Origin of the sequence: Pseudomonas sp. NPDC087690, assembly GCF_044743175.1 — a bacterium.
Taxonomy (GTDB): domain Bacteria; phylum Pseudomonadota; class Gammaproteobacteria; order Pseudomonadales; family Pseudomonadaceae; genus Aquipseudomonas.
On the sequence record NZ_JBIUVX010000002.1, the window covers coordinates 598865 to 620308 of the forward strand.

Annotated in this window: 24 protein-coding genes; 16 read left to right on the forward strand and 8 right to left on the reverse strand. The window is 55.2% G+C overall.

Features of this window, described 5'->3' with window-relative positions:
- Position 1 precedes the first annotated feature (1 nt).
- Positions 2-571: a hypothetical protein gene (locus ACIPIZ_RS06905; RefSeq protein ID WP_401164659.1), complete on the forward strand. Its 570-nt coding sequence runs from the start codon at positions 2-4 to the stop codon at positions 569-571.
- A 159-nt stretch (positions 572-730) separates the two neighbouring features.
- Here ACIPIZ_RS06905 and ACIPIZ_RS06910 read toward each other — a convergent pair whose 3' ends face one another.
- The 4 genes from ACIPIZ_RS06910 to ACIPIZ_RS06925 are packed head-to-tail and all read right to left on the reverse strand — an operon-like array spanning position 731 to position 3623.
- Positions 731-1396: a uracil-DNA glycosylase gene (locus ACIPIZ_RS06910; RefSeq protein ID WP_401164661.1), complete on the reverse strand. Its 666-nt coding sequence runs from the start codon at positions 1394-1396 to the stop codon at positions 731-733.
- Entirely contained in the window at positions 1393-2529 is a 1137-nt protein-coding gene (locus ACIPIZ_RS06915) for a nucleoside triphosphate pyrophosphohydrolase family protein (RefSeq protein WP_401164664.1), read from the reverse strand. Before ACIPIZ_RS06915 ends, ACIPIZ_RS06910 begins: the two co-directional genes overlap by 4 nt.
- Positions 2530-2532: 3 nt before the next feature.
- Positions 2533-3165 (reverse strand): hypothetical protein, encoded by a 633-nt coding sequence (locus tag ACIPIZ_RS06920; RefSeq protein ID WP_401164667.1) that lies wholly within the window; start codon positions 3163-3165, stop codon positions 2533-2535.
- The gene (locus ACIPIZ_RS06925; RefSeq protein WP_401164670.1) at positions 3159-3623 is read right to left on the reverse strand and encodes a TIR domain-containing protein; all 465 of its coding nucleotides are present in this window, start codon (positions 3621-3623) and stop codon (positions 3159-3161) included. The genes ACIPIZ_RS06920 and ACIPIZ_RS06925 overlap by 7 nt, the downstream gene beginning before the upstream one ends.
- Before the next feature lie 834 nt (positions 3624-4457).
- Between ACIPIZ_RS06925 and ACIPIZ_RS06930 the strand changes: the two genes are divergently transcribed.
- Positions 4458-4817: a DUF6124 family protein gene (locus ACIPIZ_RS06930; RefSeq protein WP_401164673.1), complete on the forward strand. Its 360-nt coding sequence runs from the start codon at positions 4458-4460 to the stop codon at positions 4815-4817.
- 129 nt (positions 4818-4946) lie between these two features.
- Here the strand turns inward: ACIPIZ_RS06930 and ACIPIZ_RS06935 are convergent, their stop codons facing one another.
- Genes ACIPIZ_RS06935 through ACIPIZ_RS06945 form a run of 3 tightly spaced genes read right to left on the reverse strand, consistent with a single transcriptional unit; the run spans position 4947 to position 6439 of the window.
- Complete coding sequence (locus ACIPIZ_RS06935) at positions 4947-5336, reverse strand: hypothetical protein (protein ID WP_401164676.1); 390 nt, start codon at positions 5334-5336, stop codon at positions 4947-4949.
- A complete protein-coding gene (locus ACIPIZ_RS06940) occupies positions 5333-5938 on the reverse strand; it encodes a hypothetical protein (RefSeq protein ID WP_401164678.1) in 606 nt (201 codons plus the stop codon). The genes ACIPIZ_RS06935 and ACIPIZ_RS06940 overlap by 4 nt, the downstream gene beginning before the upstream one ends.
- A gap of 3 nt (positions 5939-5941) precedes the next feature.
- Positions 5942-6439 (reverse strand): PAAR domain-containing protein, encoded by a 498-nt coding sequence (locus ACIPIZ_RS06945; RefSeq protein WP_401164680.1) that lies wholly within the window; start codon positions 6437-6439, stop codon positions 5942-5944.
- 683 nt (positions 6440-7122) lie between these two features.
- Between ACIPIZ_RS06945 and ACIPIZ_RS06950 the strand changes: the two genes are divergently transcribed.
- The 7 genes from ACIPIZ_RS06950 to ACIPIZ_RS06980 all read left to right on the forward strand — a co-directional run bounded on the left by ACIPIZ_RS06950 (position 7123) and on the right by ACIPIZ_RS06980 (position 12186).
- A complete protein-coding gene (locus ACIPIZ_RS06950; protein ID WP_401164683.1) occupies positions 7123-7482 on the forward strand; it encodes a DUF6124 family protein in 360 nt (119 codons plus the stop codon).
- Positions 7483-7788: 306 nt separating this feature from the next.
- A complete protein-coding gene (locus ACIPIZ_RS06955; protein ID WP_401164686.1) occupies positions 7789-8124 on the forward strand; it encodes a hypothetical protein in 336 nt (111 codons plus the stop codon).
- Positions 8124-8375, forward strand: a complete 252-nt coding sequence (locus tag ACIPIZ_RS06960; RefSeq protein WP_401164688.1) for a hypothetical protein — start codon at positions 8124-8126, stop codon at positions 8373-8375. The genes ACIPIZ_RS06955 and ACIPIZ_RS06960 overlap by 1 nt, the downstream gene beginning before the upstream one ends.
- 230 nt (positions 8376-8605) lie before the next feature.
- Positions 8606-8893, forward strand: a complete 288-nt coding sequence (locus ACIPIZ_RS06965) for a hypothetical protein (RefSeq protein WP_008087947.1) — start codon at positions 8606-8608, stop codon at positions 8891-8893.
- Positions 8894-9493: 600 nt separating this feature from the next.
- A complete protein-coding gene (locus ACIPIZ_RS06970) occupies positions 9494-10765 on the forward strand; it encodes a PD-(D/E)XK nuclease family protein (RefSeq protein ID WP_401164691.1) in 1272 nt (423 codons plus the stop codon).
- A gap of 129 nt (positions 10766-10894) precedes the next feature.
- On the forward strand, positions 10895-11395 hold the full coding sequence (locus ACIPIZ_RS06975) for a hypothetical protein (RefSeq protein WP_401164693.1): 501 nt from the start codon (positions 10895-10897) through the stop codon (positions 11393-11395).
- A 125-nt stretch (positions 11396-11520) separates the two neighbouring features.
- Positions 11521-12186: a hypothetical protein gene (locus ACIPIZ_RS06980; protein ID WP_401164696.1), complete on the forward strand. Its 666-nt coding sequence runs from the start codon at positions 11521-11523 to the stop codon at positions 12184-12186.
- Between the two features lie 363 nt (positions 12187-12549).
- Here the strand turns inward: ACIPIZ_RS06980 and gspI are convergent, their stop codons facing one another.
- Positions 12550-12930, reverse strand: a complete 381-nt coding sequence (gene gspI, locus ACIPIZ_RS06985; protein ID WP_401164698.1) for a type II secretion system minor pseudopilin GspI — start codon at positions 12928-12930, stop codon at positions 12550-12552.
- 147 nt (positions 12931-13077) lie between these two features.
- Between gspI and gspG the strand changes: the two genes are divergently transcribed.
- From gspG to gspF, 7 genes are all read left to right on the forward strand, one after another.
- Positions 13078-13536, forward strand: a complete 459-nt coding sequence (gene gspG / locus ACIPIZ_RS06990; protein ID WP_007918211.1) for a type II secretion system major pseudopilin GspG — start codon at positions 13078-13080, stop codon at positions 13534-13536.
- 8 nt (positions 13537-13544) lie between these two features.
- On the forward strand, positions 13545-14504 hold the full coding sequence (gene gspK, locus ACIPIZ_RS06995) for a type II secretion system minor pseudopilin GspK (protein WP_401164700.1): 960 nt from the start codon (positions 13545-13547) through the stop codon (positions 14502-14504).
- Entirely contained in the window at positions 14501-15679 is a 1179-nt protein-coding gene (gene gspL, locus ACIPIZ_RS07000) for a type II secretion system protein GspL (RefSeq protein WP_401164702.1), read from the forward strand. Before gspK ends, gspL begins: the two co-directional genes overlap by 4 nt.
- Positions 15672-16217: a type II secretion system protein GspM gene (gspM, locus tag ACIPIZ_RS07005; RefSeq protein WP_401164704.1), complete on the forward strand. Its 546-nt coding sequence runs from the start codon at positions 15672-15674 to the stop codon at positions 16215-16217. The genes gspL and gspM overlap by 8 nt, the downstream gene beginning before the upstream one ends.
- On the forward strand, positions 16214-18583 hold the full coding sequence (gene gspD, locus ACIPIZ_RS07010) for a type II secretion system secretin GspD (RefSeq protein ID WP_401164706.1): 2370 nt from the start codon (positions 16214-16216) through the stop codon (positions 18581-18583). The genes gspM and gspD overlap by 4 nt, the downstream gene beginning before the upstream one ends.
- Before the next feature lie 151 nt (positions 18584-18734).
- Positions 18735-20141 (forward strand): type II secretion system ATPase GspE, encoded by a 1407-nt coding sequence (gene gspE / locus ACIPIZ_RS07015; RefSeq protein ID WP_401164708.1) that lies wholly within the window; start codon positions 18735-18737, stop codon positions 20139-20141.
- On the forward strand, positions 20141-21352 hold the full coding sequence (gspF, locus tag ACIPIZ_RS07020) for a type II secretion system inner membrane protein GspF (RefSeq protein WP_150647386.1): 1212 nt from the start codon (positions 20141-20143) through the stop codon (positions 21350-21352). Before gspE ends, gspF begins: the two co-directional genes overlap by 1 nt.
- Positions 21353-21444 lie beyond the last annotated feature (92 nt).

The following is a 21444-nucleotide window of genomic DNA, read 5'->3' on the forward strand; positions in this document are numbered from 1 at the left end:
CGTGGGTGCAATTTTTCTTTCAGCCAGCGTTCCACTTGTGAACCGGGGTTCGTATCACGAAACCGCCAATCCATTCCTAATTCAGTGTGCTGTAAGAGAACTCATTATATCCGTAATTCGTCAGCATAAGATTGTTTGGGGAGGGCATCCAGCTATCACCCCCATGATCTGGAGTATATGCGAGGATTTGGGTATTGATTATTCTGGGGCAGTGGTTCTGTATCAGAGCAGGTTTTTTGATAATCGCTACCCGGAAGAAAACGATCACTTTAAAAATGTTATTTTTATCGACGCAAAACCTGAAGGGTTAGATGCGAGTTTGCTGTTAATGCGAGAAAAGATGCTGTCGCGCGATGACTTAGTTGCGGCTGTCTTTATTGGTGGTATGGAAGGTGTAGAACATGAGTTTGAGCTGTTCAAGGATTTCCATCCAACAGCTAAGATTTTACCTATACCATCCCCTGGCGGCGCTGCTTTGGATTTAGCCAAGAGTCTCGGCTGTTTTTCAGGTGCGGATCTTAATGATGTGGACTTTGCACAAATATTTCACACGCATTTGGGAAATATTTAAAGCGTTGCGGATTGAAGTTTTTAAGCGGATTGGGAGGGTGGTTGCAATCCATCCTCCCATTTGCACATCCATGATTAGGTGAAATCACTAAAGATAATAGCCGTGAACGAAAGGATTTTGGTTGATGGGGAAAACCTAATCTAAAGAAATTAAATCCCATCAAAACAATGAGCCGTTACTCCTTATAGATGGTCCGTAAAGTTCTGTGATTTGTTTTTGGAATTGTGTTTGGCCTCCATAACTTGGATGTCTCACGCAGATCACGGGCACTGAATCAATAATACGATTTGCCGCAGCCGCAGCGTCGTTACCAATCGCCACTATCCGAGATGGCCGAAGCAATGTGATGAGCTGCTGGAGTAGTTCTTCGCCTGCTTGTCTTTCACGAGCGTTGTGCTGTCTATTTGTGAACGGATCCCCTGATTCATGCGGATGTAGAGGAAAGACATTCCATAGAAAGATGCGCGCGTCAATATTTTCAAGCATTCCCCATATCACCGCAGCTGTTCGTTCGGCCATAGCATTTCCTATAGTCGGGCGCTCAGGAACCAGTTCAAGATTCCACCGTCGGGTGTGCTCAATTATGTGAACATCGTCAGTTAGGGCTAACCCTGTACGGCGCCCTCCGCGATATCCGAGGTCTCTTCCAATCCATATGGCGTCAACGGGTTCCTCAAGTGCACGACGCAACACCGCGGACAGAGTGGTCGCACGGCGACGCGGTGCATCACGTCGATCATGAATTTCACAACGATCCGAATACGGATTGAAGCAATTTTCAAACTGCAGAGACGCTACTGCACCAACAAATGGGTGGATCTTCATTTTTCAGACTCTAGCGGCATGTATGTGATAGTGCGTTCTTCACGGTTCCCAATGATCCAACCGCCTTCGTTCGCCTTAAGCTGGCGAAACACAGTATAGCCATCCAGAATTGCCCTTTCCCAGAGCTTCAGCGGGCATTTCTCTACTTCATAACCAGCCACGAATTCGCCAATTGTTTTAAGAAGACCAAGCGAAACCTTGTCTTGGTCGGCAAAAAAATTCAGATCTTTCGCTCTGGAGAATATCCACGCCGAAACCCCTTCTTCTACAACGGTGGCTCGACCATTGTCCTGCTCTTCATCATACCTCGGATTACTCTTTCGTTTGTGCTTGATCAATGCTCTAGTTACAGGTGACCAGTGCAGGATTGCTGCATAAGCAAAGTGAAAAACATCATGGAAGCGGTAACCGTCACTGTCAGCAATGTTGTCACTTAGAGGATCACCAATGAATACCTCCTTCCATTGTAGATAGCTTTTTCCACTTCCCCGCTGGTTTACTCGTATTCTGAAGCTTCTAGGGAGTTGTTCTTCGATTCCAAAGTTGCAATCGAAATCTAGGCCAACTAAATCTTGTGCTTGGGGTTCTAAGAACGCGCCGCGAGCCTTCCTGATATTGCCGCGAGCTACTTCCGAAAATGCAAGCTTGGCCGCGTGCATAGAGTCCAGAAAAGCCCGTGCAAAATTAGTCAAATCGTGACGGGTAGGAGTGTTTCCGAGTAGTGCCGCGGCCGATCGCCCAAGGCAAACTAATGTGTCATCTAGAGAAGTAGCAGAATCTACAGGGACAGCTATATAAGCCAACGCACCATCAGCTACATCACTTGCGGCCCCCACATTCCGGAAATGTCCATGATTCGCTGCCTCCGAAAATATATCTTCAAGAGAAATATCCAGGCGCCTGCAAATTGCAGCTAGATACCAAAGTGTATCGCCAAACTCCTCTTCTGCTGCCTTTTTGAAGCCGGGATAAGCCGTTCCCTCTCGAACACTCTTTTTGGCGGTGGCCATTATTCCACCGACTTCCCCGTAAAGGCCCTGAAGAATGGGATTAAAGTCGTTTGAGTCAAGCACGTCTGTATCTGCAATTTCTGCAGCGTAATCCGAGAGCAATAGAGAACCTTCTTTTTTCATCGGTCACCTGCGAATAGTCAGCCATTCGAATGGAGCGCCCTGATAGCCATGAACGCCAAAGCTTCTAACCCATTTTTCAAGACTCGAAATTAGTTGTACATCATCAAAAGTGGTGAGCCCGATGCCTTGTTTACATAGATCGCGACCTTGTTGGTCTTTCAGGTTGTCGGGGAACTCTGGCCCATCTCCCCCAAAATATACAAAGTCCTCACTAATTAGCACCCTGTTGACCCCTGAGTCACGGGCCACGTGATCCGGGTTAACCGAACCATCTGGAAGGGAGTGGAATGAATCTCGCTGCTGCCAATCGGCCCCAGCCGCAGCCCGGAAATATATATTATCTCCGCAGCTTTGTTTTCGACTACCTTTGCGGAAGGGTTTTTTTGACTCAAATCGAGGGTCTAAACAGTATTCATCGAATGACATTGCCTCAGTTACACGCATTGCGTAAACGAGATGCCCTCCAAGTCGAACATTTCGATCATTACTACCACTACCGACTACCCAATCACCAATTTGAGCTCCTTTTCGGATTTTTGGCTTACAGGTTGCGAGCGTGCAGTAGTTATAGAAGGGATTAGGAGCGAATCCACTGTCATACCGAACAACATAAGAATAAATACGAGGCATCAGCATGGATGCCTCTTCAATGGCACCGGCTCGCACGCACCCCCATCAGGTTTTTCCCAAGAATCCTTGCCGTTGATGGCTTCAATGATGGAATCTCCATTCCATCCAACCAGTGCGTCGGCATACTCTGTCAGGGCACTAGGGAGGTCACACTCTTTTTCGCCATGCTCCCAAACACCTACAATACGCTTCCCTTGCTTTGCGGCATATTCGATCTCCCAGTTAACCCAATCACTGTTCTTTGTCTGAGGGGAAACGTAGCAAATAAATATACCTGCCCAGTTGATAGCGGGAGCAAGGATCTGCGTCTTTATATAGTGCTCGTCGGTAGCATTATTGAATTTCCCTGTATGGATGGAAGAGTCTCTTACCTCCAGTCCTTTTGGAGCTAGCAAATCCTTGAGTTTCTTTAGTCCATGATCGTCCTTGTGAACATGGCTGATAAAAACGTTCTTTTTTTCCACCACCTGTCACCTCCATTCGCATCGCATAGTTTCTGCGCCTTTTGGTTCCAAACCTCGTCCGTGGCGCCACGAAAAGAAATGTAGCGCTAATAATGTCATTTGGCCACAGCAGAGATGCGTAGCGCTTATGGGCCGTGGCGGACCGATTTTTTCACCATGAAGGTCAACTGGTACGTGGTTCTACCGCCACGCCGCAATAGCGTTGTTTCGATTTCCATCCAAATGGTGCTCTAGGTCTACAGAGAAAACCCGGGCGACGTATTTGCTACCGTTGCGATAGAGCGCCTGACTGCAGAGTAGAGCGGATGGATTATTGATTACTGCAATATCGATTGGGGATCGGCGGTTTGGAGTGGCTAGGGTTGAGGGGGGCGAGGTTGTTGAGCGTTTGGCTTCTTGCCCATCTGGGCTGTTCGCTAGCGTCAGGTGATGAGAGGCCCAATCGATATAAGGTGAGAGAGGACGTGACGGGGGGCGATAAACGCCAATGTTTAAAAAGACATCTCCAGACACTCTCTCAGGCTACATATCCTTGCGCCTTTGCCTACAGCTACGCCAGAATCCGCCGGCTTGTGCGCCTTGGGGGCGAGTTCTATTGTGGTGCGGTCGCTGATGATTCAGCGATCGGGTTTAGCGACTCGACTTTTTGTAATAGGTGCATCAGCGTTCCATGCTTTGTCGCAGATTCAATGTCTGCGACTCCGCTATGGTGGCTGTATGCGGGAGACCCTCGGGTCTGCCGGGTGCCTATAACCGGTTCGCTAACCTGCGTACAGCCGCCACCTTTCTGTTTAGCGACAGTTATGGCGGCTCCACTCTAATAGGAGCCTCACCATGATCAAACCAACACCCAACCCGCCCGAATCTAACTGCACGTCTCCCTACGAATCCATCGACTCCAAAAAACTCCACGAAGCCGCCGACCGCGCGCTCGATCATTACCTCTGTCCACCCGGTTCCACGCCGCCGCCACGCAAAAACCGTGGGATGTACGCCGTGACGGCGGACAACAAAACCGAAGAACTGCTGGTCGATGCCAGTGCAACACTTGCTTCGGCCAAAACCATCGCCCAGAACGTCTCCAGTCTGTTGCCGGCATCGCAGCGCCATGCGCTGGCGGGGATTGCGCAGTTGATCATGCTCGGGGAGCTGGCGGTGAATCGGGCGTTGGATAATTTGCAATTGCCGGATTGATGCGGGTGTCGGGATCACCTGGTGATTGATCGGGTGTTCATTCTGGCGCCTTCGCGAGCAGGCTCGCTCCCACAGGGTTTTAGGTTGGTCACAGATAGTGTGTGCGAGGCTGAAACCTGTGGGGGCTGGTTATTGAGGCATTTCAGGACATTCATCGGTCCATCGCGTCACCGTCATGTCATTGAACTGTTCACCGATGGTATCGACGCGCAGGCAGGTGCCTTTCTTTGAGTAGTACAAGATGCAGCGCGAGCTATCGAAAGAACAGGTATCCAGTTCGATGAACTTGCGTGCAGCCAACTCACGCTCCACGCCGCTGTATTCATAACCGTCGGTGGTATGCATCGGCGTTGGCTTCCAGCCTTGTTTGATTAGCTTGGACTTGGCCGCCACCAAACGCTCACCGACGACGATGCCTGCTGGCCCGCGCTTGTCGTTTGGCGCCTGTGAGCCATCGGCAAACGCTGTGCTGATACCCGTGCAATAAAGTGCGACAAATATGAGATGCAAAGCCTTCATTTGACGGTTCCTCCAGCCGATTTGTAGTACGACAAAAAATCCGGATATTCGGCGTAAGGTTGCGGTGGATAGTGATTTTTCTTGCCGGGCCCCTCGGGAAGTGCCGCCCACCGTGTTGCGGCTTTCGGCATCGCGCCCGGGATGTCACCTGCCTTGATCTTGTCGATCACGCCGAGGGTGCGCAGAATGTCGACCGCCATAAGGTCTTGGGTATGAGGCGTAAAGTCGGTCAGCCCCATCTTGCCGCCATACTCGCGCCAAGTGGCAATGGTTATTTGATACAAGCCCGATGCCGTAGTTGATCCGCCGAAACCGGCGCCTGGATGGGTGGACTCATCTGTGAACGTCCATTTCCCGGTTTGAAAACCCTTTGCCCAGCCATATCCATATTTCGCGTGGTAGTCACCGCCTTCGGCTTTGGCAATGGCAGCCAAATATGCCTTCACGTTCGGATCCTTCAAATACTCCTCATTCTCCGCCCGTCTTATCTGTTTTCTAGCGTCCAGCGCTACAGTTTTAGGGGAGGTGTCTTTGACGGCCGTCACTTCTCTCGTGGCGACGGGAGACATTTTCCTGCCACTCTTGCTAACCACTTCAGCCATGCCTTAATCCTCAAGAAACAGCTTGATGGTTTCAGGCAGGTGCGAACTCACTACATGCGTGTAACCCATCGGATCACTTACGCCATGTTCCATGCTGCCGTCAGCGCGTTGAATGGCGTATTCAAAGTGGGCTAGCGGTTTGCCCGACTCTTGGTCAACCAATCTGAACTTGTCAGTAAAGTGCACGGGCATCGGCAGCAGACCGCTGAAGGGTGCTGATACGACGGTGTCGCCAATAATGACCGTTCCGGATCCGCCGATAACCACGTTGCCGTGGCCACCGGTACTGTCTTTAGTCGCAGCATTCAGCCCATTGATGAAAACCGTAGCGCTGACGGCGCCCGTAATTGGGCTACCGCAGGCGGATTTGTCGGTCATTCGAGCGGCGGCAAGACCGTCGAAATTTACATTGGGCGAGCCGCTGACAATAGGGTTTGTGCCATGCCCCGGGAGCGGGCAATTGGTTGGATCTGTCACTCGCGCAGCAGATTTGCCACTCATGAAATGTTCCTTTTCAAAGTTTCAGTTTTCCTTGACCGGAATGCAGTCGATATGGGGCGAGGGGTATCGGCCGCCAAAATAATGCGGGGGTGTCCAGCGTGTACGCGCGAAGAAAAGGGCATGTCCTTGGAGGGGCGCATAAAGTTTTACTGTCCATGTAAATGTGCTGCGCGCAGCATGCCCGAGGCAGGCGGCGCGCTCAATATTTACTTACAAATTATTGGTTGACTGCTGGATGTGGCCGCGAGGCAGGGCGAGCAGGGGGAATTCTTGGCAACAGGTGCTGGGAGCGATTTTAGACGGCAGGACGCGATGAGGCGCGATAAACACCAACGTTTAAAAAGACATCTCCAGACACTCTCTCAGGCTACATATCCTTGCGCCTTTGCCTACAGCTACGCCAGAATCCGCCGGCTTGTGCGCCTTGGGGGGCGGGTTCTATTGTGGTGCGGTCGCTGACGAATCAGCGATCGGGTTTCGCAGCCCGGATTAATCAAGGCGCACAGCGCTCCGAATTGTTGTCATTCAAAATTTATGGCAACGGTGCTTTATGGCGGTTGTGCGCGGGATACCTTCGGGTATGCCGGGTTCCTTGATTCCCGGTCTGCGAACCTGCGTACAGCTGCCACCTCTCTTCGTTTCGCAGCGAAATGTGGCGGCTCCAACAATCAAGGAGCTTCACCATGATCAAACCAACACCCAACCCGCCCGAAGCCGACTCGGTTTCCCCCTACGAATCCCTCGACTCAAAAAGACTCCACGAAGCTGCCGACCGCGCGCTCGGCCATTACCTCTGTCCACCCGGTTCCACGCCGCCGCCCCGTAAAACCCGTGGGATGTATGCGGTGACGGCGGACAACAAAACCGAAGAACTGCTGGTCGATGCCAGTGAAACACTCGCTTCGGCCAAAACCATCGCCCAGAACGTCTCCAGCCTGTTGCCGGCATCGCAGCGCCAGGCGCTGGCGGGGATTGCGCAGTTGATCATGCTCGGGGAGCTGGCGGTGAATCGGGCGTTGGATAATTTGCAATTGCCGGAGTGATGCGGGTGCCGGGATCACCTGGTGATTGATCGGGTGTTCATTCTGGCGCCTTCGCGAGCAGGCTCGCTCCCACAGGGTTTTATGCTGATGGCAGATGTTGTGTACGACGCTGATACCTGTGGGAGCAAACATTGGCGACGGATCTATTTTCTGCCCCACCCAGTACCGCCATAAAACATTGATGATTTGAGCGCGGCTTCTGCGAGTCAGAAAACCGGATTTTCCCTACAACGAACACCGATCCATCCTGCATTCAAACCTGAGTCCGTTCGCCAAAGTCCTGCGTTTTCAGAACGGGACACGGACGTGACCAGACTCATCCCACAAAGCGAGGTTCATGGTCAGCGAGAGCAGATCCTCGACTCCTACCAATCCATGGAACACTTCCGACAGGCATTGAATCGCCCGGACGACTTGCCCGGATTCGACGACTTGTTAAACGCCATGGGCCTGCATCGTTCCAACTACATGCACGGCGCGAATGAGCGAAAACTCATCGATGCTGTGCGTAACGGTGATTGGGCAACGGGAAAGCTCGTGTGTGTGCTTGTGGTCGGTGCGGCAGGGTCCGTGGAGACAGGAACAAAGATGACAGAGCTAGGAGAGTTAGTGGGACAAGAAATTCATGAGTATTCCGAGTAATGGAAATCACCAGCACAGTATTTGCCTGGGCATGTGGGGCGCAGATAATGATGGGCGTGATCAACTGCGCAATGATTTTCTACGCCGTTTATACAAAACTCGATGCTCTGGAAAAACACTTTGATGAGTGGCTGTACCTATCCATGGACTGCGGTTCATCAGGGGGAAGTTTTTACTCGAGAACTCAGCGGATGGCCGCTGTCAGCCGGCTGATTACATCCAAGAGTATCCAACGGCAGAAACCTTGTTGATTGACGCCGTTCAATGCCTTCCCAGAGGACTCAGGTTTTGGGCGACGAGTCCATTTCATGTCGGCTATTTCGTGTGGGGTGGATCGTGGGTGGTTTGGCTTTATGGGAAATACAGAGGTTTTTTGTAATGGATGGGGCAAAAAAAGACAATCAGTCCTTCGGTGAGGTTGTTTACGAAGACTCTCCTTTCATGCCAAAACCCAACTACTTCCACCCCCGGCGCCACAAGAATGAAAAAGCTTTTGATCGCAGCAATCCTCGCCGTAGTGACCATGCTCTACGTTGGCTATTACGAAGCCCTTGAGGACGGTGACATCGAGACGATTGTCTTCATCAAGAAGCACCCCACGTTTCAGATGAAGTTTCACAACATCCACGCCAACGATGGAGAGATCAGGAAGGTAGAGCGCCTGACTGCAGAGGAGCGGGGATGGATTATCGACTACTGCAGATATCGCTTGGGAATAGATACAGACCTGAAAACCCAGGATGACGTTGAGATGTGCCGCAAAAAATAGAGCTGCTCATGTGGCCGAGGTTGTCAGTAACTACTGGCTGTTTCGGCCATTTTCTTGCGTCTATTGGGATAAGGGGACGGATCTGTTGCGGGTACGTGACGGAATGAGGTCTCGTTAAACGCGAACGTTTAAAAACATCTCCAGACATTCTCGCAGGCTACACATCCTTGCGCCTTTGCCTACAGCTACGCCAGAATCCGCCGGCTTGTCTTAAACTCGACATGACCCAACACCTGATTCACAGCCAACTCCGTGACCATGAGGACCTACGCAAAGTCTTGCGGTGGGCGGGTTCTAAGGTGGCATCGAAGTTGTTGAGCATTTCAATCGCGTTGCTTAGGGATTCGCTAGCGTTGGCCAGGACGGATTCGGTGTGTTTCCCTTCAAAAATAACGTCAGTGGTTGTTCTTGCCTTCATTCCCATCATCGTTCATGGCTATTGCCGTTGGGGATGAGAGTTGGCATCATTTTGCCATCGCCTTAAGCTGAAGCGAGAAATTGACAGTTCATTTTTTAAGCATTTACCGCTGCTCGACAACACATTTGAATGACGGGCCCAATCTACCGTCATCCCATTCTCTTTGAAGTGAGGGTTACTGCATGGATGCAACGATAGAAGCTGTAGAGGAGTTCCTCTGCTCCCCAAAACTGTCCGAGCTTTGTGAAGTTCTGAAAATCGGCGATGACATCCTTGACGTCATCAACCTCAGTGAAAATCAGCACTCGGATTTCCTTGCGTGGCTATTCGACCCGCGAGAGGGTCATGGGCAAGGCGATCAGATAGTGAGAGACCTCCTGATCAGTGCAACTCAAGCTGTGGCTGAATGTGGCTTGGACGGAAGAAGTACCACGTCCCGCTTTTTTGCCGAATGGCCTCCTTCCAGAATTCGAACGGCCAGCTTCGGTAGTGTTTTTACAGCCCGTGAGTTAGGTCTGAAGGCCGCTGAGCGAGTTGATTTGTTTGTGATCGACCCGGACAACAAATTCGTGTTGCTGATCGAGAACAAAGCTGGCACCGCACATAGTCAGCAACAGTTGGATGGTTATCGGACCAACTGGCAAGAGGTAGTAGCCAGCAATGCTCATCTGAAAGACTACAGTAGTGTGCATATTGCCTTGGATCGAGATTTTGTATCCGGGGACTGGTCGGAATGCCCCTCGAATGGCTATTGGTTGCATTTGGGGTACGACTGGCTAAAAGCATCGGCCGACCGTGCGGTACTGCATATGGAGCGCGGTAACGCTGCGGCGAGATTAGTAGTGAGTTACTGCAACAGACAAACCGAGTGGGAAAGTCCTGCAAACCAGCGCGCGATCACTTTGGCTGCGGAGTTGCATCAATTGCATGGTCCTGCTGTTAGGCACATGCTTGAAGCCAACACAGGACGTCTTGAGAAGTGCTGGTTACAAGACGGCAGCTCAACGCATATGATTTTCATGCTGCAGAATAAAGCGGCGTTTGCGTTACTTCGCGACACTCAGGGCATGGCATCGATTAGAGAAATGTTATTGGCCAAGGTGCCTGGGTTTACCAGGAAATCTATCGACCATGCCCGTGCTTGGCTGGCCGTATGTCCTCCAGGTTGGGAACAGTTTGTCAGGGAGCAGTATTGGCCGGTTTATCTCCATGTGAGGTACTCGGACGGCACGAAAACGAAATACGATGTTGCTTTGGTGCTCGACGTTGCCCAAGCAAAGTCCGAGGCCGAGGGGGAACAGTTACGGGAATATCTAAAAGTATTTGATAGTCGCTTTGGCAAACATCAGGGAACGTCATTTCGTAAAGTTTTTCTTAATCGGGAACTTGGAGTTGTTGACTTGGTTCGTAAGCTTGAGGAGCATGCGAAGCGATTGAGAACAGTTTGTGCGTAGGGGGTGTTGACGTTGCGTGTATGAACAATTCTTGCCGGAGTTAGATTTAAAAGGGAGGCGAGTCTGCTGTTTGATGATAAAGGCTCGATCTCTATTTGTTTTGTGGATTGTTATCTGGAAGGATGCGTCATGTTGGTGCCAAATATAAATCGCACTGAAGCTCAAAGTGCCATGGAACTCGCAGAAGAGCTAATGATTCCCTATAAAGAGGATCTTGAGTACCAAACGCTTCAGCTAGAGTTTTCGAAAAAAGAGCTTTCAGCGGCTCAGGCTCTTGTCTCGATCATAAAGCGCAGCGAAATTAGAAGCAAAGTACTTAAAGATTGCGCTGAATTTGGTAGCTGCTACACCAGTAAGTTAGATGATGGCGACTTGCAGCGGTGCGAGCAATTTGTATCTACTCTCGAATATAGAGTAATGGCATTTTCTCGAAGGATCGATAGGTGTAACGAAGCGATTGATTTGTTAAATAATGACATTTCGGATCTAAAGAAAATTTTAGATACTCCGTTTGGGAATATGTATGTATATCTTGCTTGCATTGGAGATGGGCCTGGGTGGGCATTTTTTACATATAAGCCAGAAAAGTGGCTAGCGCGCTGGACAAGATCACTGCGCTCGAAAGTATAACCGTAAACAAAAAAGGATCGTTCCGCTTTCTGTAAAGTGAAAATGAATCCATCCCCAATCTATTAAGGCTTAAGCAGTTATGTATGGGGTGCCCGTGGGACGGGTTTTAGATGAGGCTATTAAGTGTGTACGAAGAAAAGATAAGAGTTAAGGTAAAAGAGTACTTTCGAGACGCTTGCGAAAATTTGGATAGGCAGCGTTACTCGCAAGAAAGTGCATATGTTGATGCTTTTATTGCAAGGCTTGATGGGAAGCTAAATATTGGCCCAGATCACGGCGTCATACGATTTACGCCAACAATTGTGGCGGATCGTGGTGCGGGTTCTGCAGAAAGTAAATTTGGGGCTGATTTCGCAATTGTCTTTCAGAGCAAGGAAGTAACCCACCCGATTAGAAAGGCCATTATTTCCCAAGCAAAGAATGGAATGGTAAGTGCGCTATCTAAAACCGAACAAAATCGATTGGCTGCGCAATGCCGTAAAATGGCACGTATTACTGATAGTTATATTGTGCTTGAGGCGCCAGTTGTCAGTGGTGCGATGCCAACAGTTAAAATTGGCGATCCTCAAACTGGATTGTGGGAGAGGGATAGTATAGATTTTGATGATTATTTTTTAGAGCAAATATTGTCCTGCAAACACGGAGACAGGAGGGAAAGCTTTATTGATGGTGTTGCAGATAGCAAGCTCTCAGGAATAAAAGTTGATGTAAATGACCTTGAGTACACTCCGAAAATAACACCTAGGAAAAGGCGCGCTCCGAGAAAAAATAGTGATGATATGGAGCCGTAATATCTGAAAAATTATGCAAGTCACGCGTTGGTACGGCATTATCTATCTCTCAAATTAATCGTTAAGCCTTTCTCTGAAAATAAAACAGCCTCCTTTGTTTGGTCCCAATGAGTCGCTGTCGTTGGTCAGGAAAGATTCGGCCCCTCATCCCAGCCCTCTCCCGGAGCGAGAGGGGGCCGACGGAGGTGTCTGGCGTTGTAATCGATCTGAGCGACCGAGTCGATTATGGGGTTGGTTGCAGGCGTCCAAGTTGACTATGGGTTCAATGCGGTTCGGGCGAGTTGGTGAAGACTTTCAGGTGTGTATCGGAAATGACCCACGGTCGATTCGCTTTCATACGAGTGGTCCGACGTTTCGGGAGAACTAGGGATTTTCCGGGCGGCTGAGTAACGTCTCAAGTCTGGCCAACGGCAGCGCATCCTGGTTGCGGTCAAACACCTGAATCCCAACCTTGAGCAATCGCCCATTCTCTGCCGCTGCGATCACCTGTTCACACCGCAACAACAACCGCCCCTGATCACACTCCTGCGATTTCATACCCATCGGCAACTTACCTTCCAGGCGCAGCTCGGCCATGCGGCTTTGCGCCGCCAGCATCGCAACCGAGCGATCCCTCAAAACCCCGCTACTCTGCGTCATCAACCCCGCCACCCGTACAGCCGCCGACATCGCCACGGCAATAATCGCCAGCGCTACCAGCACCTCAATCAACGTGAAACCCTCTTCCCGCGAACGCGCACGCATAAACCGCCCAAAGCCAAAACCCAGCCCTCGACGCTAACCCGCGTCCTTGACGGCTTGACGACGAAAACACCCGAGGATTTTCAACATCACTGACATATCTTCTTGCAACACTGCGCGTCGAATCGAATCAAGCCAGGGTATGTCGAGATGGATATCGCACCTTTCAAATCGCTTCAGCAACCGTTGCGCACGCCGCGTGGGCAGCAGGGTTTTACCCTGATCGAGATCATGGTGGTCGTGGTGATTCTGGGGATTTTGGCGGCGATGGTGGTGCCGAAAGTGCTTGATCGGCCGGATCAGGCGCGGGCGACGGCGGCGAAGCAGGATATTGGCGGGTTGATGCAGGCGTTGAAGTTGTATCGCCTCGATCACGGCACTTACCCGAGCATGAACCAGGGCCTGAAGGTGTTGGTGGAGCGGCCGGCGGATGCGAAGAACAGCAATTGGCGCTCGTATCTGGAGCGTTTGCCGAACGATCCGTGGGGGCGTCCTTATCAGTACCTCAACCCTGGCGCCAATGGCGAGATCGACATCTTTTCCCTCGGTGCCGACGGTCAGCCGGACGGCGACGGCGTGAATGCCGATATCGGTTCCTGGCAGTTGTAAGGCCGGCCATGAACAGCCGTTCGCCTGAGGGGGCGAAGCAACAGGGCATGGCGATTATCAGCGCGTTGTTGATTGCGGCCGTGGTGGCGGTGATTGCGGCGGGCATGTTGACGCGCCAGAGCGTGGCGACCCGTGCGCTGGAGGCGGATCAGCAGCGTGTGCAGGGGCGTTGGCTGGTGCTGGGTGGGTTGGAGATCAGCCGTCAGTTACTTTGGGATGCACGTCAGCGCGATCCGTTGACCCGGCTCGATCAGCCGTGGGCGCAGCGTCTCTCCGCGCAGGGTTTTGAAGGGCGGCTGGAGGATGAACAGGGCAAGTTCAACCTGCGCAATCTGGTGGCCAATGAGCGGGTTGATGAGGCGCAGGTCGCGGCGTTTCAGCGCTTGTGCGAGTTGATCGGGGTCAGTGCCGGGTTGAGTCAGCGCATCAGTCAGCGGGTGATCGCTTCGTACCCGCGACTGCTGAATCCACAGATGGCCGAGGCGCCGAAAAGAGGTTTCGACAGCGGCCGTGCGACCTCGCCCAACGCTTCACACAAACCGCAGAATCCGACGCTGCCGATGCTGCGCAGCATCGATGATTTGCGCAGTGTCGACGGCGTGAATGAGGCGGTGATGGGCAAACTGGCGCCGTACCTGACGGTGATTCCGGCGACGACTTGGCTCAATGGCAACACCGCCACCGCGCCGGTGTTGGCCGCGTATGTGCCGGGGCTGTCGCTGGAGCGTGCCAATGCGTTGATTGCCGAGCGCGATGCCGGGCGCTGGTTTATCAACCGTGGCGATTTCGTTAACCGTTTGCGCATGCCACAATTGGAGCTGACCAGCGTCAAGGTCGGCATCACCAGTGACTGGTTTCGCCTGCGCGGTGAGGCGCGGCGCGATCAGCGGCGGGTCAGTCTTGAGGCGTTGCTGCATCGCAGCCAGGACCGCTTGCCGCAAGTGATCTGGTCGCGGGTGGGCGTATGAGCCAGTTGAAAGTGGCGTTGCCGCCCTTAGCGGAGCTGGATTTACAGAGTGAATTGCATTGCGCCTGGCTGGATCGACAGGGCCAGGTCACGCGGGAAGAACGCCACAGTCTGAGCCAGTTGAGTCAGCTGTCGAAACTGCCGCCGCTGGTGTGTTTTCTGCACCCGGCTGACAGCCTGTTGGCGAGTCTCGATTTGCCGCCGCTGCCGGCCAACAAGATCGTTGTAGCGGTGCAGTGTGCGGCGCAGGCCTTGATGCTCGGCGACAGCAGTGAGATGCACATCGCTCACAGCTCGCGGGACGAGGCCGGGCAGGTGCAGATCGCCTGGGCGCCTCGGCAGCGCTTGTTGGGTTTTGCTCAGTTGCTGAAAAGCGCGGGGTTGAACCTGCGCGGTCTCTACCCGGCGCCGTATAGCTTGCCGGTGCTGCCCGGCACCGTCGCGTGCGTGCAGGACGGGCATTTGTTGTTGCGCGATAGCGTGCAAGCGGCGCGGGTGCAGCCGTTGTTTGATGACAGCCTCGACGGTGTGGTGTGGGAACCGGGCATCACTTTGCATTGGATCGGTGAGCAACCGCCGCCGGGTGCCGAATTGCCGATGACCGATGCGCAGCGCTGGACCGGGCCGTTACCGGGTTGGGGGCTGCATGGCGCGGTCCAGCAGCAACAAACCGAGCATCGCGGCTGGGGCAGGGCGATCGCCCTGTCAGCGTTGGCCGTGGCGGTGTGGGTGATCGGTTTGAACCTGTATGCCGCTCGCGAGGCCGGGCAGGGTCAGCGGTTGAAAACCCAAATGAATCTGCGGGTAAAGCAGGCCTTCCCCGAGTTGCCGGTGATTCTCAACCCGTTGCAGCAGGCGCGTCAGCAATTGGCGGCGCGGCAGAAGGGCGCGGCGGATGATCCGGCGCAGACTTTCAATCGTCTGGTGTTGCAGGCCGGCAGCGGCATGCCGTCGATGGCCGGCAGTGTCGAGCGGCTGACGTTTGTCGACGGCGCGTTGCAGTTGAGTCTGCTGAGTGAAGCCCGTCGCGGCGGCAATGATCAGGAGTGGCAAAGCACCTTGGCCCAGGCCGGTATCAGCGTCACGGCAGACGACGAGGGTTGGACCTTGCGTCCGGCCAGCGAAGCCCCCCCAAGCGACAGCGATGACAGCGGCGGAGCAGAAGCAGATGAATAAGGCCTCGCTCGCGCTCTATTGCGCCAAGTGGCAACGCTTCAACGCTCAGGTGCAGGCGCGTTGGCAGCCGTTGGCGCTGCGCGAAAAACGCATGGTCGCTGGGATGGCCATCGCGCTGATCGGCCTGCTGCTGTGGGTTGCGCTGATCCAGCCGCCGCTGAAGAAAATCGCCTATTGGCAAACCGAGACGCCAAAGCTGCGCGCCCAGACCGAAGCGCTGGAAGTGCTGCTGCGCGAAGTCAGCGTGCGCCCGGACGGGCAAAGCGTGGCGCAGTCGCTGGAGCAGACCCTGCAGGCCAGTGGTTTGGCGGGGCATTACCAATTACAGGAGGCACAGGGCGCCTGGTTGTTGACCTTCGACGCGGCGCCGGCCGACGCCGTGCTCGACTGGCTGTTGAGCAACCCGGCACAACTTTCTCTGCAAGTGGTCGAGGCCCGTTTGCAACGCGCGGACAACCCCTCGACCGAAGTCACTGCCGGCACTTTGTCAGGCACCGTTCGCATGGATCAGGCGCTGGGCGCTAAGGAAGCTTCATGAAGGGGTCAGGATCCAAACCGGCACGGCTGGCGTTGCCGATGTTGCTGATGGCGTTGAGCGCGTGCAGCAACACCAATGCGCCACAAAACCAACCGCCGCTGCTGGTCGACAGTGAACTCGGTCGGCCATTGGCCAATACCCAGCGCAGCGGCGATGCGGTGGCCGATCGCGAACGGGCGCAAGCACAGGCGCGGCCAGCGCCCAAGCAACTGCACAACATCAGCAAAAGCGCACGTACGGGCGCCGTTGCACCGAGCAGCGCGGCGCTGGGCAATCCCCTGGGCGATCAACCGGTGACGCTGAATTTCGTCGATGCCGATATTCAAGCGGTGGTGCGTTCATTGTCGCGTTCCAGCGGCCGGCAGTTTCTGGTCGATCCACGGGTCAAGGGCACTCTGACGTTGGTCTCGGAAGGTCAGGTCCCGGCGAAGCAGGCGTACGACATGCTGCTGGCGTCGTTGCGCATGCAGGGTTTCAGCGTGGTCGATGTCGGCGGCGTGGCGCATGTGGTGCCGGAAGCTGATGCCAAATTGCTTGGCGGGCCGGTTTACAGCGCCGACCAGCCTGCGGGCAACGGCATGCTCACGCGCACGTTCCGGCTGCAATACGAGAACGCGGTGAACCTGATTCCGGTGCTGCGTCCGATCGTGTCGCCGAACAACCCGATCAACGCGTATCCGGGCAACAACACCATTGTCGTCACCGATTACGCCGATAACCTCAACCGTGTGGCGCAGTTGATTGCCAGCATCGATTCGCCCAGTGCGATCGATACCGATGTGGTGCAGATCCAGAACGGCATCGCTGCCGACATCGCGCCGATGGTCGCCGAGCTGCTGGATGCGCCAGGCAATGATCCGACGCAGAAAATAGCGGTGATCGGTGATCCGCGTTCCAACACCATCATCATTCGTTCTGGCAGCCCGGAGCGTACGGAACTGGCGCGCAATCTGATCTACAAACTGGATAACGCGCAGAGCAATCCGAGCAATCTGCACGTGGTTTATCTGCGTAACGCGCAGGCGGCGAAACTGGCGCAGGCGTTGCGTGGGTTGCTCACTGGCGAAAGCGATAGCGGCACCAGCGACAGTGCGCGTTCGGTGCTCAGTGCGATGGGTGCAAGTACTGGCGGCAGTGCTGGGCAGAACGGCCAGAGCGGTACGCAAAGCAGCGGCACAACATCGACCAACAGCAGCGGCAGCACGGGCGGCAGTTACGCTCAGGGCAGCAGTGGCAGCACAACTGGCAGTGGCGGTGCGCAAAGCAGCGAGCAGAACGTCGCCTTCAGTGCTGGCGGGGTGACCATTCAGGCTGACGCCACTACCAACACCCTGCTGATTTCCGCGCCGGAGCCGGTGTATCGCAACCTGCGCGAAGTCATCGATCTGCTCGACCAACGCCGCGCACAAGTGGTGATCGAAAGCCTGATTGTCGAAGTCGGCGAGGACGATGCCAGTGAGTTCGGCGTGCAATGGCAGACCGGCAATCTCGGTGGCAACGGCGTGATCGGCGGCGCGAATCTGGGTGGTTCGGGGATCAACGTCAACGGCAAGACCAGCATCGATGTGCTGCCGCAGGGGTTGAACCTGGGTTACGTCAACGGCACCGTGGACATTCCCGGTATCGGCAAGATTCTTGACCTCAAAGTGCTGGCCCGGGCGTTGAAGAGCAAGGGCGGCACCAACGTGTTGTCGACGCCAAACCTGCTGACCCTCGACAACGAAGCGGCGAGTATTTTTGTCGGCCAGACCATTCCGTTTGTCAGCGGCAGTTATGTGACTGGCGGTGGCGGCACCAGCAATAACCCGTTCCAGACCGTGACCCGTGAAGAGGTCGGTTTGAAGCTCAATGTGCGCCCGCAGATTTCCGAGGGCGGTACGGTGAAGCTCGATATCTATCAGGAAGTCAGCAGCATCGACGAACGCGCTTCCAACAGCGCGACATCGACGGGCATCGTCACCAACAAACGTGCAATCGACACCAGTATTTTGCTCGACGACGGCCAGATCATGGTGCTCGGCGGGTTGCTGCAGGACGGCTACAGCCAGAGCAATGACGCGGTGCCTTGGCTGGGCAGTCTGCCGGGAATCGGCGCGCTGTTTCGCAATGAACGCCGGGCGATCACCAAGACCAATCTGATGGTGTTCCTGCGCCCGTACATCATCCGCGACAGCGAAGCGGGGCGCAGCATCACGCTCAATCGCTACGACTTCATGCGCCGCGCCCAGGGCGGTTTGCAGCCGGAACGCAGCTGGGCGATGCCGGACATGCAGGCGCCGCAGTTGCCGACGGCGGCGCAGGGGGTTCCGGCGGTGGTGCCGAGCTCAGGCCCACGCGCAACCATCAAAGCGGTGCCCATCCAATGACGCCGACATCACCCTTTGATTTGGAAAACCGACGTGTAGGAGCTGCCGAAGGCTGCGATCTTTTGATCTCGCTCTTCGACGGACCCAAACGGCCAAAGATCAAAAGATCGCAGCCTTCGGCAGCTCCTACAGGGATTGGGGAGGGTTTGAGATGAGTGTGTTGCCTTACGCCTGGGCCAAGGCGCAGCGCATTCTGTTGTGCGATGGCGTGTTGACGGTGTGCCCGTCGACGCCGGGCTGGTCGATCAGCGAGGCGCGGCGGCAGTTTGGCGCGGCCACGATTGAGCGCGTGCGCGATGATGAGCTGGATGGTTTGCTCGCCGCCGCTTATGCCGACACCGGCAGCGCGGCGGCGGTGGTCGGTGCGGCAGAAAACGAAGTCGATCTCGACCGCCTGATGCAGGACATGCCGGAAATCACCGACCTGCTCGACACCCAGGACGGCGCGCCGGTGATTCGCATGATCAACGCCTTGCTCACCCAAGCCGCGCGCGACGAGGCCAGCGACATCCACATCGAACCGTTCGAAACCCATTCGGTGGTGCGCTATCGGGTCGACGGCACCCTGCGTGACGTGGTCTCGCCGCGCAAGGCGTTGCACGGTGCGCTGGTGTCGCGGATCAAGATCATGGCGCAACTCGACATCGCCGAAAAACGCCTGCCGCAGGACGGTCGCATTGCTTTGCGCGTGGCTGGGCGGCCGATCGATATTCGTGTCTCCACCGTACCGACCGGGCATGGCGAACGGGTGGTGATGCGTCTGCTCGACAAACAGGCCGGGCGTCTGCATCTGGAAACGCTGGGCATGGACGCGCAGGTGTTGGCCAAACTTGATCACCTGATTCGCCAGCCCCACGGCATTGTACTGGTCACCGGCCCCACCGGCAGCGGCAAAACCACCAGCCTCTACGCGGCGCTGGCGAGACTCGATGCGAGCACCAGCAACATCCTCACCGTCGAAGACCCGGTGGAATACGACCTGCCGGGGATCAGCCAGATTCAGGTGAATGCCAAGATCGACATGACTTTTGCCCTGGCGCTGCGAGCGATCCTGCGCCAGGACCCGGACATCATCATGATCGGCGAAATCCGCGATCTGGAAACCGCACAAATCGCCGTGCAGGCCTCACTCACCGGTCACCTGGTGCTGGCAACCTTGCACACCAACGACGCGGTCTCGGCGGTCAACCGCTTGATCGACATGGGCGTCGAACCGTTTCTGTTGGCGTCTTCAATGCTCGGCGTTTTGGCGCAGCGCTTGGTGCGGCGCCTGTGCAATCAGTGCAAGCAAGAAGACCCAACGGCGCCGGGCACTTGGCGCCCGGTCGGCTGCCCAGCGTGCAATCAAACCGGTTACAGCGGCCGCACCGGCATCCACGAATTGTTCTGCATCGATGATGACATCCGCACCCTGATCCACCAAGGGGCAGGGGAGCAGGCCTTGCGCGCATCCGCCGCCAAGGCCGGTATGTTCAGCCTGCGTGAGGATGGCGAACGCTGGATCCGCAGCGGCGCCACCGCCCCTGAAGAAATCCTCCGTGTGACACGGGACGCCTGATGAATCGCTATCGTTTTGAAGCCGCCGATGCCAGCGGCAAGATCGAAACCGGGCACCTTGAGGCGGACAGCCAGGCTGCCGCGTTCACAACATTACGCGGGCGCGGATTGACCGCGTTGTCGGTGCACAAGGAAAGCAACGTTGCCCAGCACGGCGGCGGTGGATTGTTCAGCGCCAAGCTCTCGGACAACGATCTGGCCTGGGCCACGCGGCAATTGGCGAGTTTGCTTGGCGCGAGCCTGCCGTTGGAGGCCGCCCTTAGCGCGACGGTAGAGCAGGCCGAGAAAAAGCACATCGCCCATACGCTCAGTGCCGTTCGTGCGGATGTGCGCAGTGGCATGCGTCTGGCGGAATCGCTGGCGGCGCGGCCACGGGATTTTCCCGAGATTTATCGCGCATTGATTGCGGCGGGCGAGGAATCGGGTGATCTGGCGCAGGTCATGGAACGGCTGGCCGACTACATCGAGGAGCGCAACAACCTGCGCGGCAAGATTCTCACCGCGTTCATCTATCCGGGCGTGGTCGGGCTGGTGTCGATCGGCATCGTGATTTTCTTGCTCAGTTATGTGGTACCGCAGGTGGTCAGCGCGTTTTCTCAGGCGCGGCAGGACTTGCCGGGGCTGACGTTGGCGATGCTCAACGCCAGTGATTTCATAAGGGCGTGGGGCTGGTTGTGTGCGGCGCTGATTGCCGGGGCGTTCTGGAGCTGGCGTCTGTACCTGCGCAATCCAGCGGCACGTTTGAGTTGGCATCATCGGGTGCTGAAATTGCCGCTGTTCGGGCGTTTCATCCTCGGTCTGAACACCGCGCGTTTTGCCTCGACGCTGGCGATTCTCGGCGGCGCCGGGGTGCCGTTGTTGCGCGCGCTGGAGGCGGCGCGGCAGACGTTGTCCAATGATCGTTTGAGTTTGAGCGTCACTGAGGCTACGGCCAAGGTGCGCGAGGGTGTGAACCTGGCGGCGGCGTTGCGGGTGGAGAATGTGTTTCCGCCGGTGCTGATTCATTTGATCGCCAGCGGCGAAAAAACCGGGTCGTTGCCACCGATGCTCGAGCGTGCGGCGCAAACCCTGTCCCGCGATATCGAACGGCGGGCGATGGGCATGACCGCGCTGCTTGAGCCGCTGATGATTGTGGTGATGGGCGGGGTGGTGCTGGTGATTGTGATGGCGGTGTTGTTGCCGATTATTGAGATCAATCAACTGGTCCAGTAGCCGGTTTTGATGGTGTCTGACCTGGCCTCATCGCTGGCAAGCCAGCTCCCACAGGGGGCGGAGTTGTTGATGCGATCTGTGTCACAACAGAA

Excerpts from the sequence above, each read along its gene's own strand:
- ACIPIZ_RS06910 (WP_401164661.1), bottom strand. The coding sequence starts at position 1,396 with ATGAAGATCCACCCATTTGTTGGTGCAGTAGCGTCTCTGCAGTTTGAA.
- ACIPIZ_RS06915 (WP_401164664.1), bottom strand. The coding sequence starts at position 2,529 with ATGAAAAAAGAAGGTTCTCTATTGCTCTCGGATTACGCTGCAGAAATT.
- ACIPIZ_RS06920 (WP_401164667.1), bottom strand. The coding sequence starts at position 3,165 with ATGCTGATGCCTCGTATTTATTCTTATGTTGTTCGGTATGACAGTGGA.
- ACIPIZ_RS06930 (WP_401164673.1), top strand. The coding sequence starts at position 4,458 with ATGATCAAACCAACACCCAACCCGCCCGAATCTAACTGCACGTCTCCC.
- ACIPIZ_RS06935 (WP_401164676.1), bottom strand. The coding sequence starts at position 5,336 with ATGAAGGCTTTGCATCTCATATTTGTCGCACTTTATTGCACGGGTATC.
- ACIPIZ_RS06940 (WP_401164678.1), bottom strand. The coding sequence starts at position 5,938 with ATGGCTGAAGTGGTTAGCAAGAGTGGCAGGAAAATGTCTCCCGTCGCC.
- ACIPIZ_RS06945 (WP_401164680.1), bottom strand. The coding sequence starts at position 6,439 with ATGAGTGGCAAATCTGCTGCGCGAGTGACAGATCCAACCAATTGCCCG.
- ACIPIZ_RS06950 (WP_401164683.1), top strand. The coding sequence starts at position 7,123 with ATGATCAAACCAACACCCAACCCGCCCGAAGCCGACTCGGTTTCCCCC.
- ACIPIZ_RS06960 (WP_401164688.1), top strand. The coding sequence starts at position 8,124 with ATGGAAATCACCAGCACAGTATTTGCCTGGGCATGTGGGGCGCAGATA.
- ACIPIZ_RS06965 (WP_008087947.1), top strand. The coding sequence starts at position 8,606 with ATGAAAAAGCTTTTGATCGCAGCAATCCTCGCCGTAGTGACCATGCTC.
- ACIPIZ_RS06970 (WP_401164691.1), top strand. The coding sequence starts at position 9,494 with ATGGATGCAACGATAGAAGCTGTAGAGGAGTTCCTCTGCTCCCCAAAA.
- ACIPIZ_RS06975 (WP_401164693.1), top strand. The coding sequence starts at position 10,895 with ATGTTGGTGCCAAATATAAATCGCACTGAAGCTCAAAGTGCCATGGAA.
- gspI (WP_401164698.1), bottom strand. The coding sequence starts at position 12,930 with ATGCGTGCGCGTTCGCGGGAAGAGGGTTTCACGTTGATTGAGGTGCTG.
- gspG (WP_007918211.1), top strand. The coding sequence starts at position 13,078 with ATGGATATCGCACCTTTCAAATCGCTTCAGCAACCGTTGCGCACGCCG.
- gspK (WP_401164700.1), top strand. The coding sequence starts at position 13,545 with ATGAACAGCCGTTCGCCTGAGGGGGCGAAGCAACAGGGCATGGCGATT.
- gspL (WP_401164702.1), top strand. The coding sequence starts at position 14,501 with ATGAGCCAGTTGAAAGTGGCGTTGCCGCCCTTAGCGGAGCTGGATTTA.
- gspM (WP_401164704.1), top strand. The coding sequence starts at position 15,672 with ATGAATAAGGCCTCGCTCGCGCTCTATTGCGCCAAGTGGCAACGCTTC.
- gspD (WP_401164706.1), top strand. The coding sequence starts at position 16,214 with ATGAAGGGGTCAGGATCCAAACCGGCACGGCTGGCGTTGCCGATGTTG.
- gspE (WP_401164708.1), top strand. The coding sequence starts at position 18,735 with ATGAGTGTGTTGCCTTACGCCTGGGCCAAGGCGCAGCGCATTCTGTTG.
- gspF (WP_150647386.1), top strand. The coding sequence starts at position 20,141 with ATGAATCGCTATCGTTTTGAAGCCGCCGATGCCAGCGGCAAGATCGAA.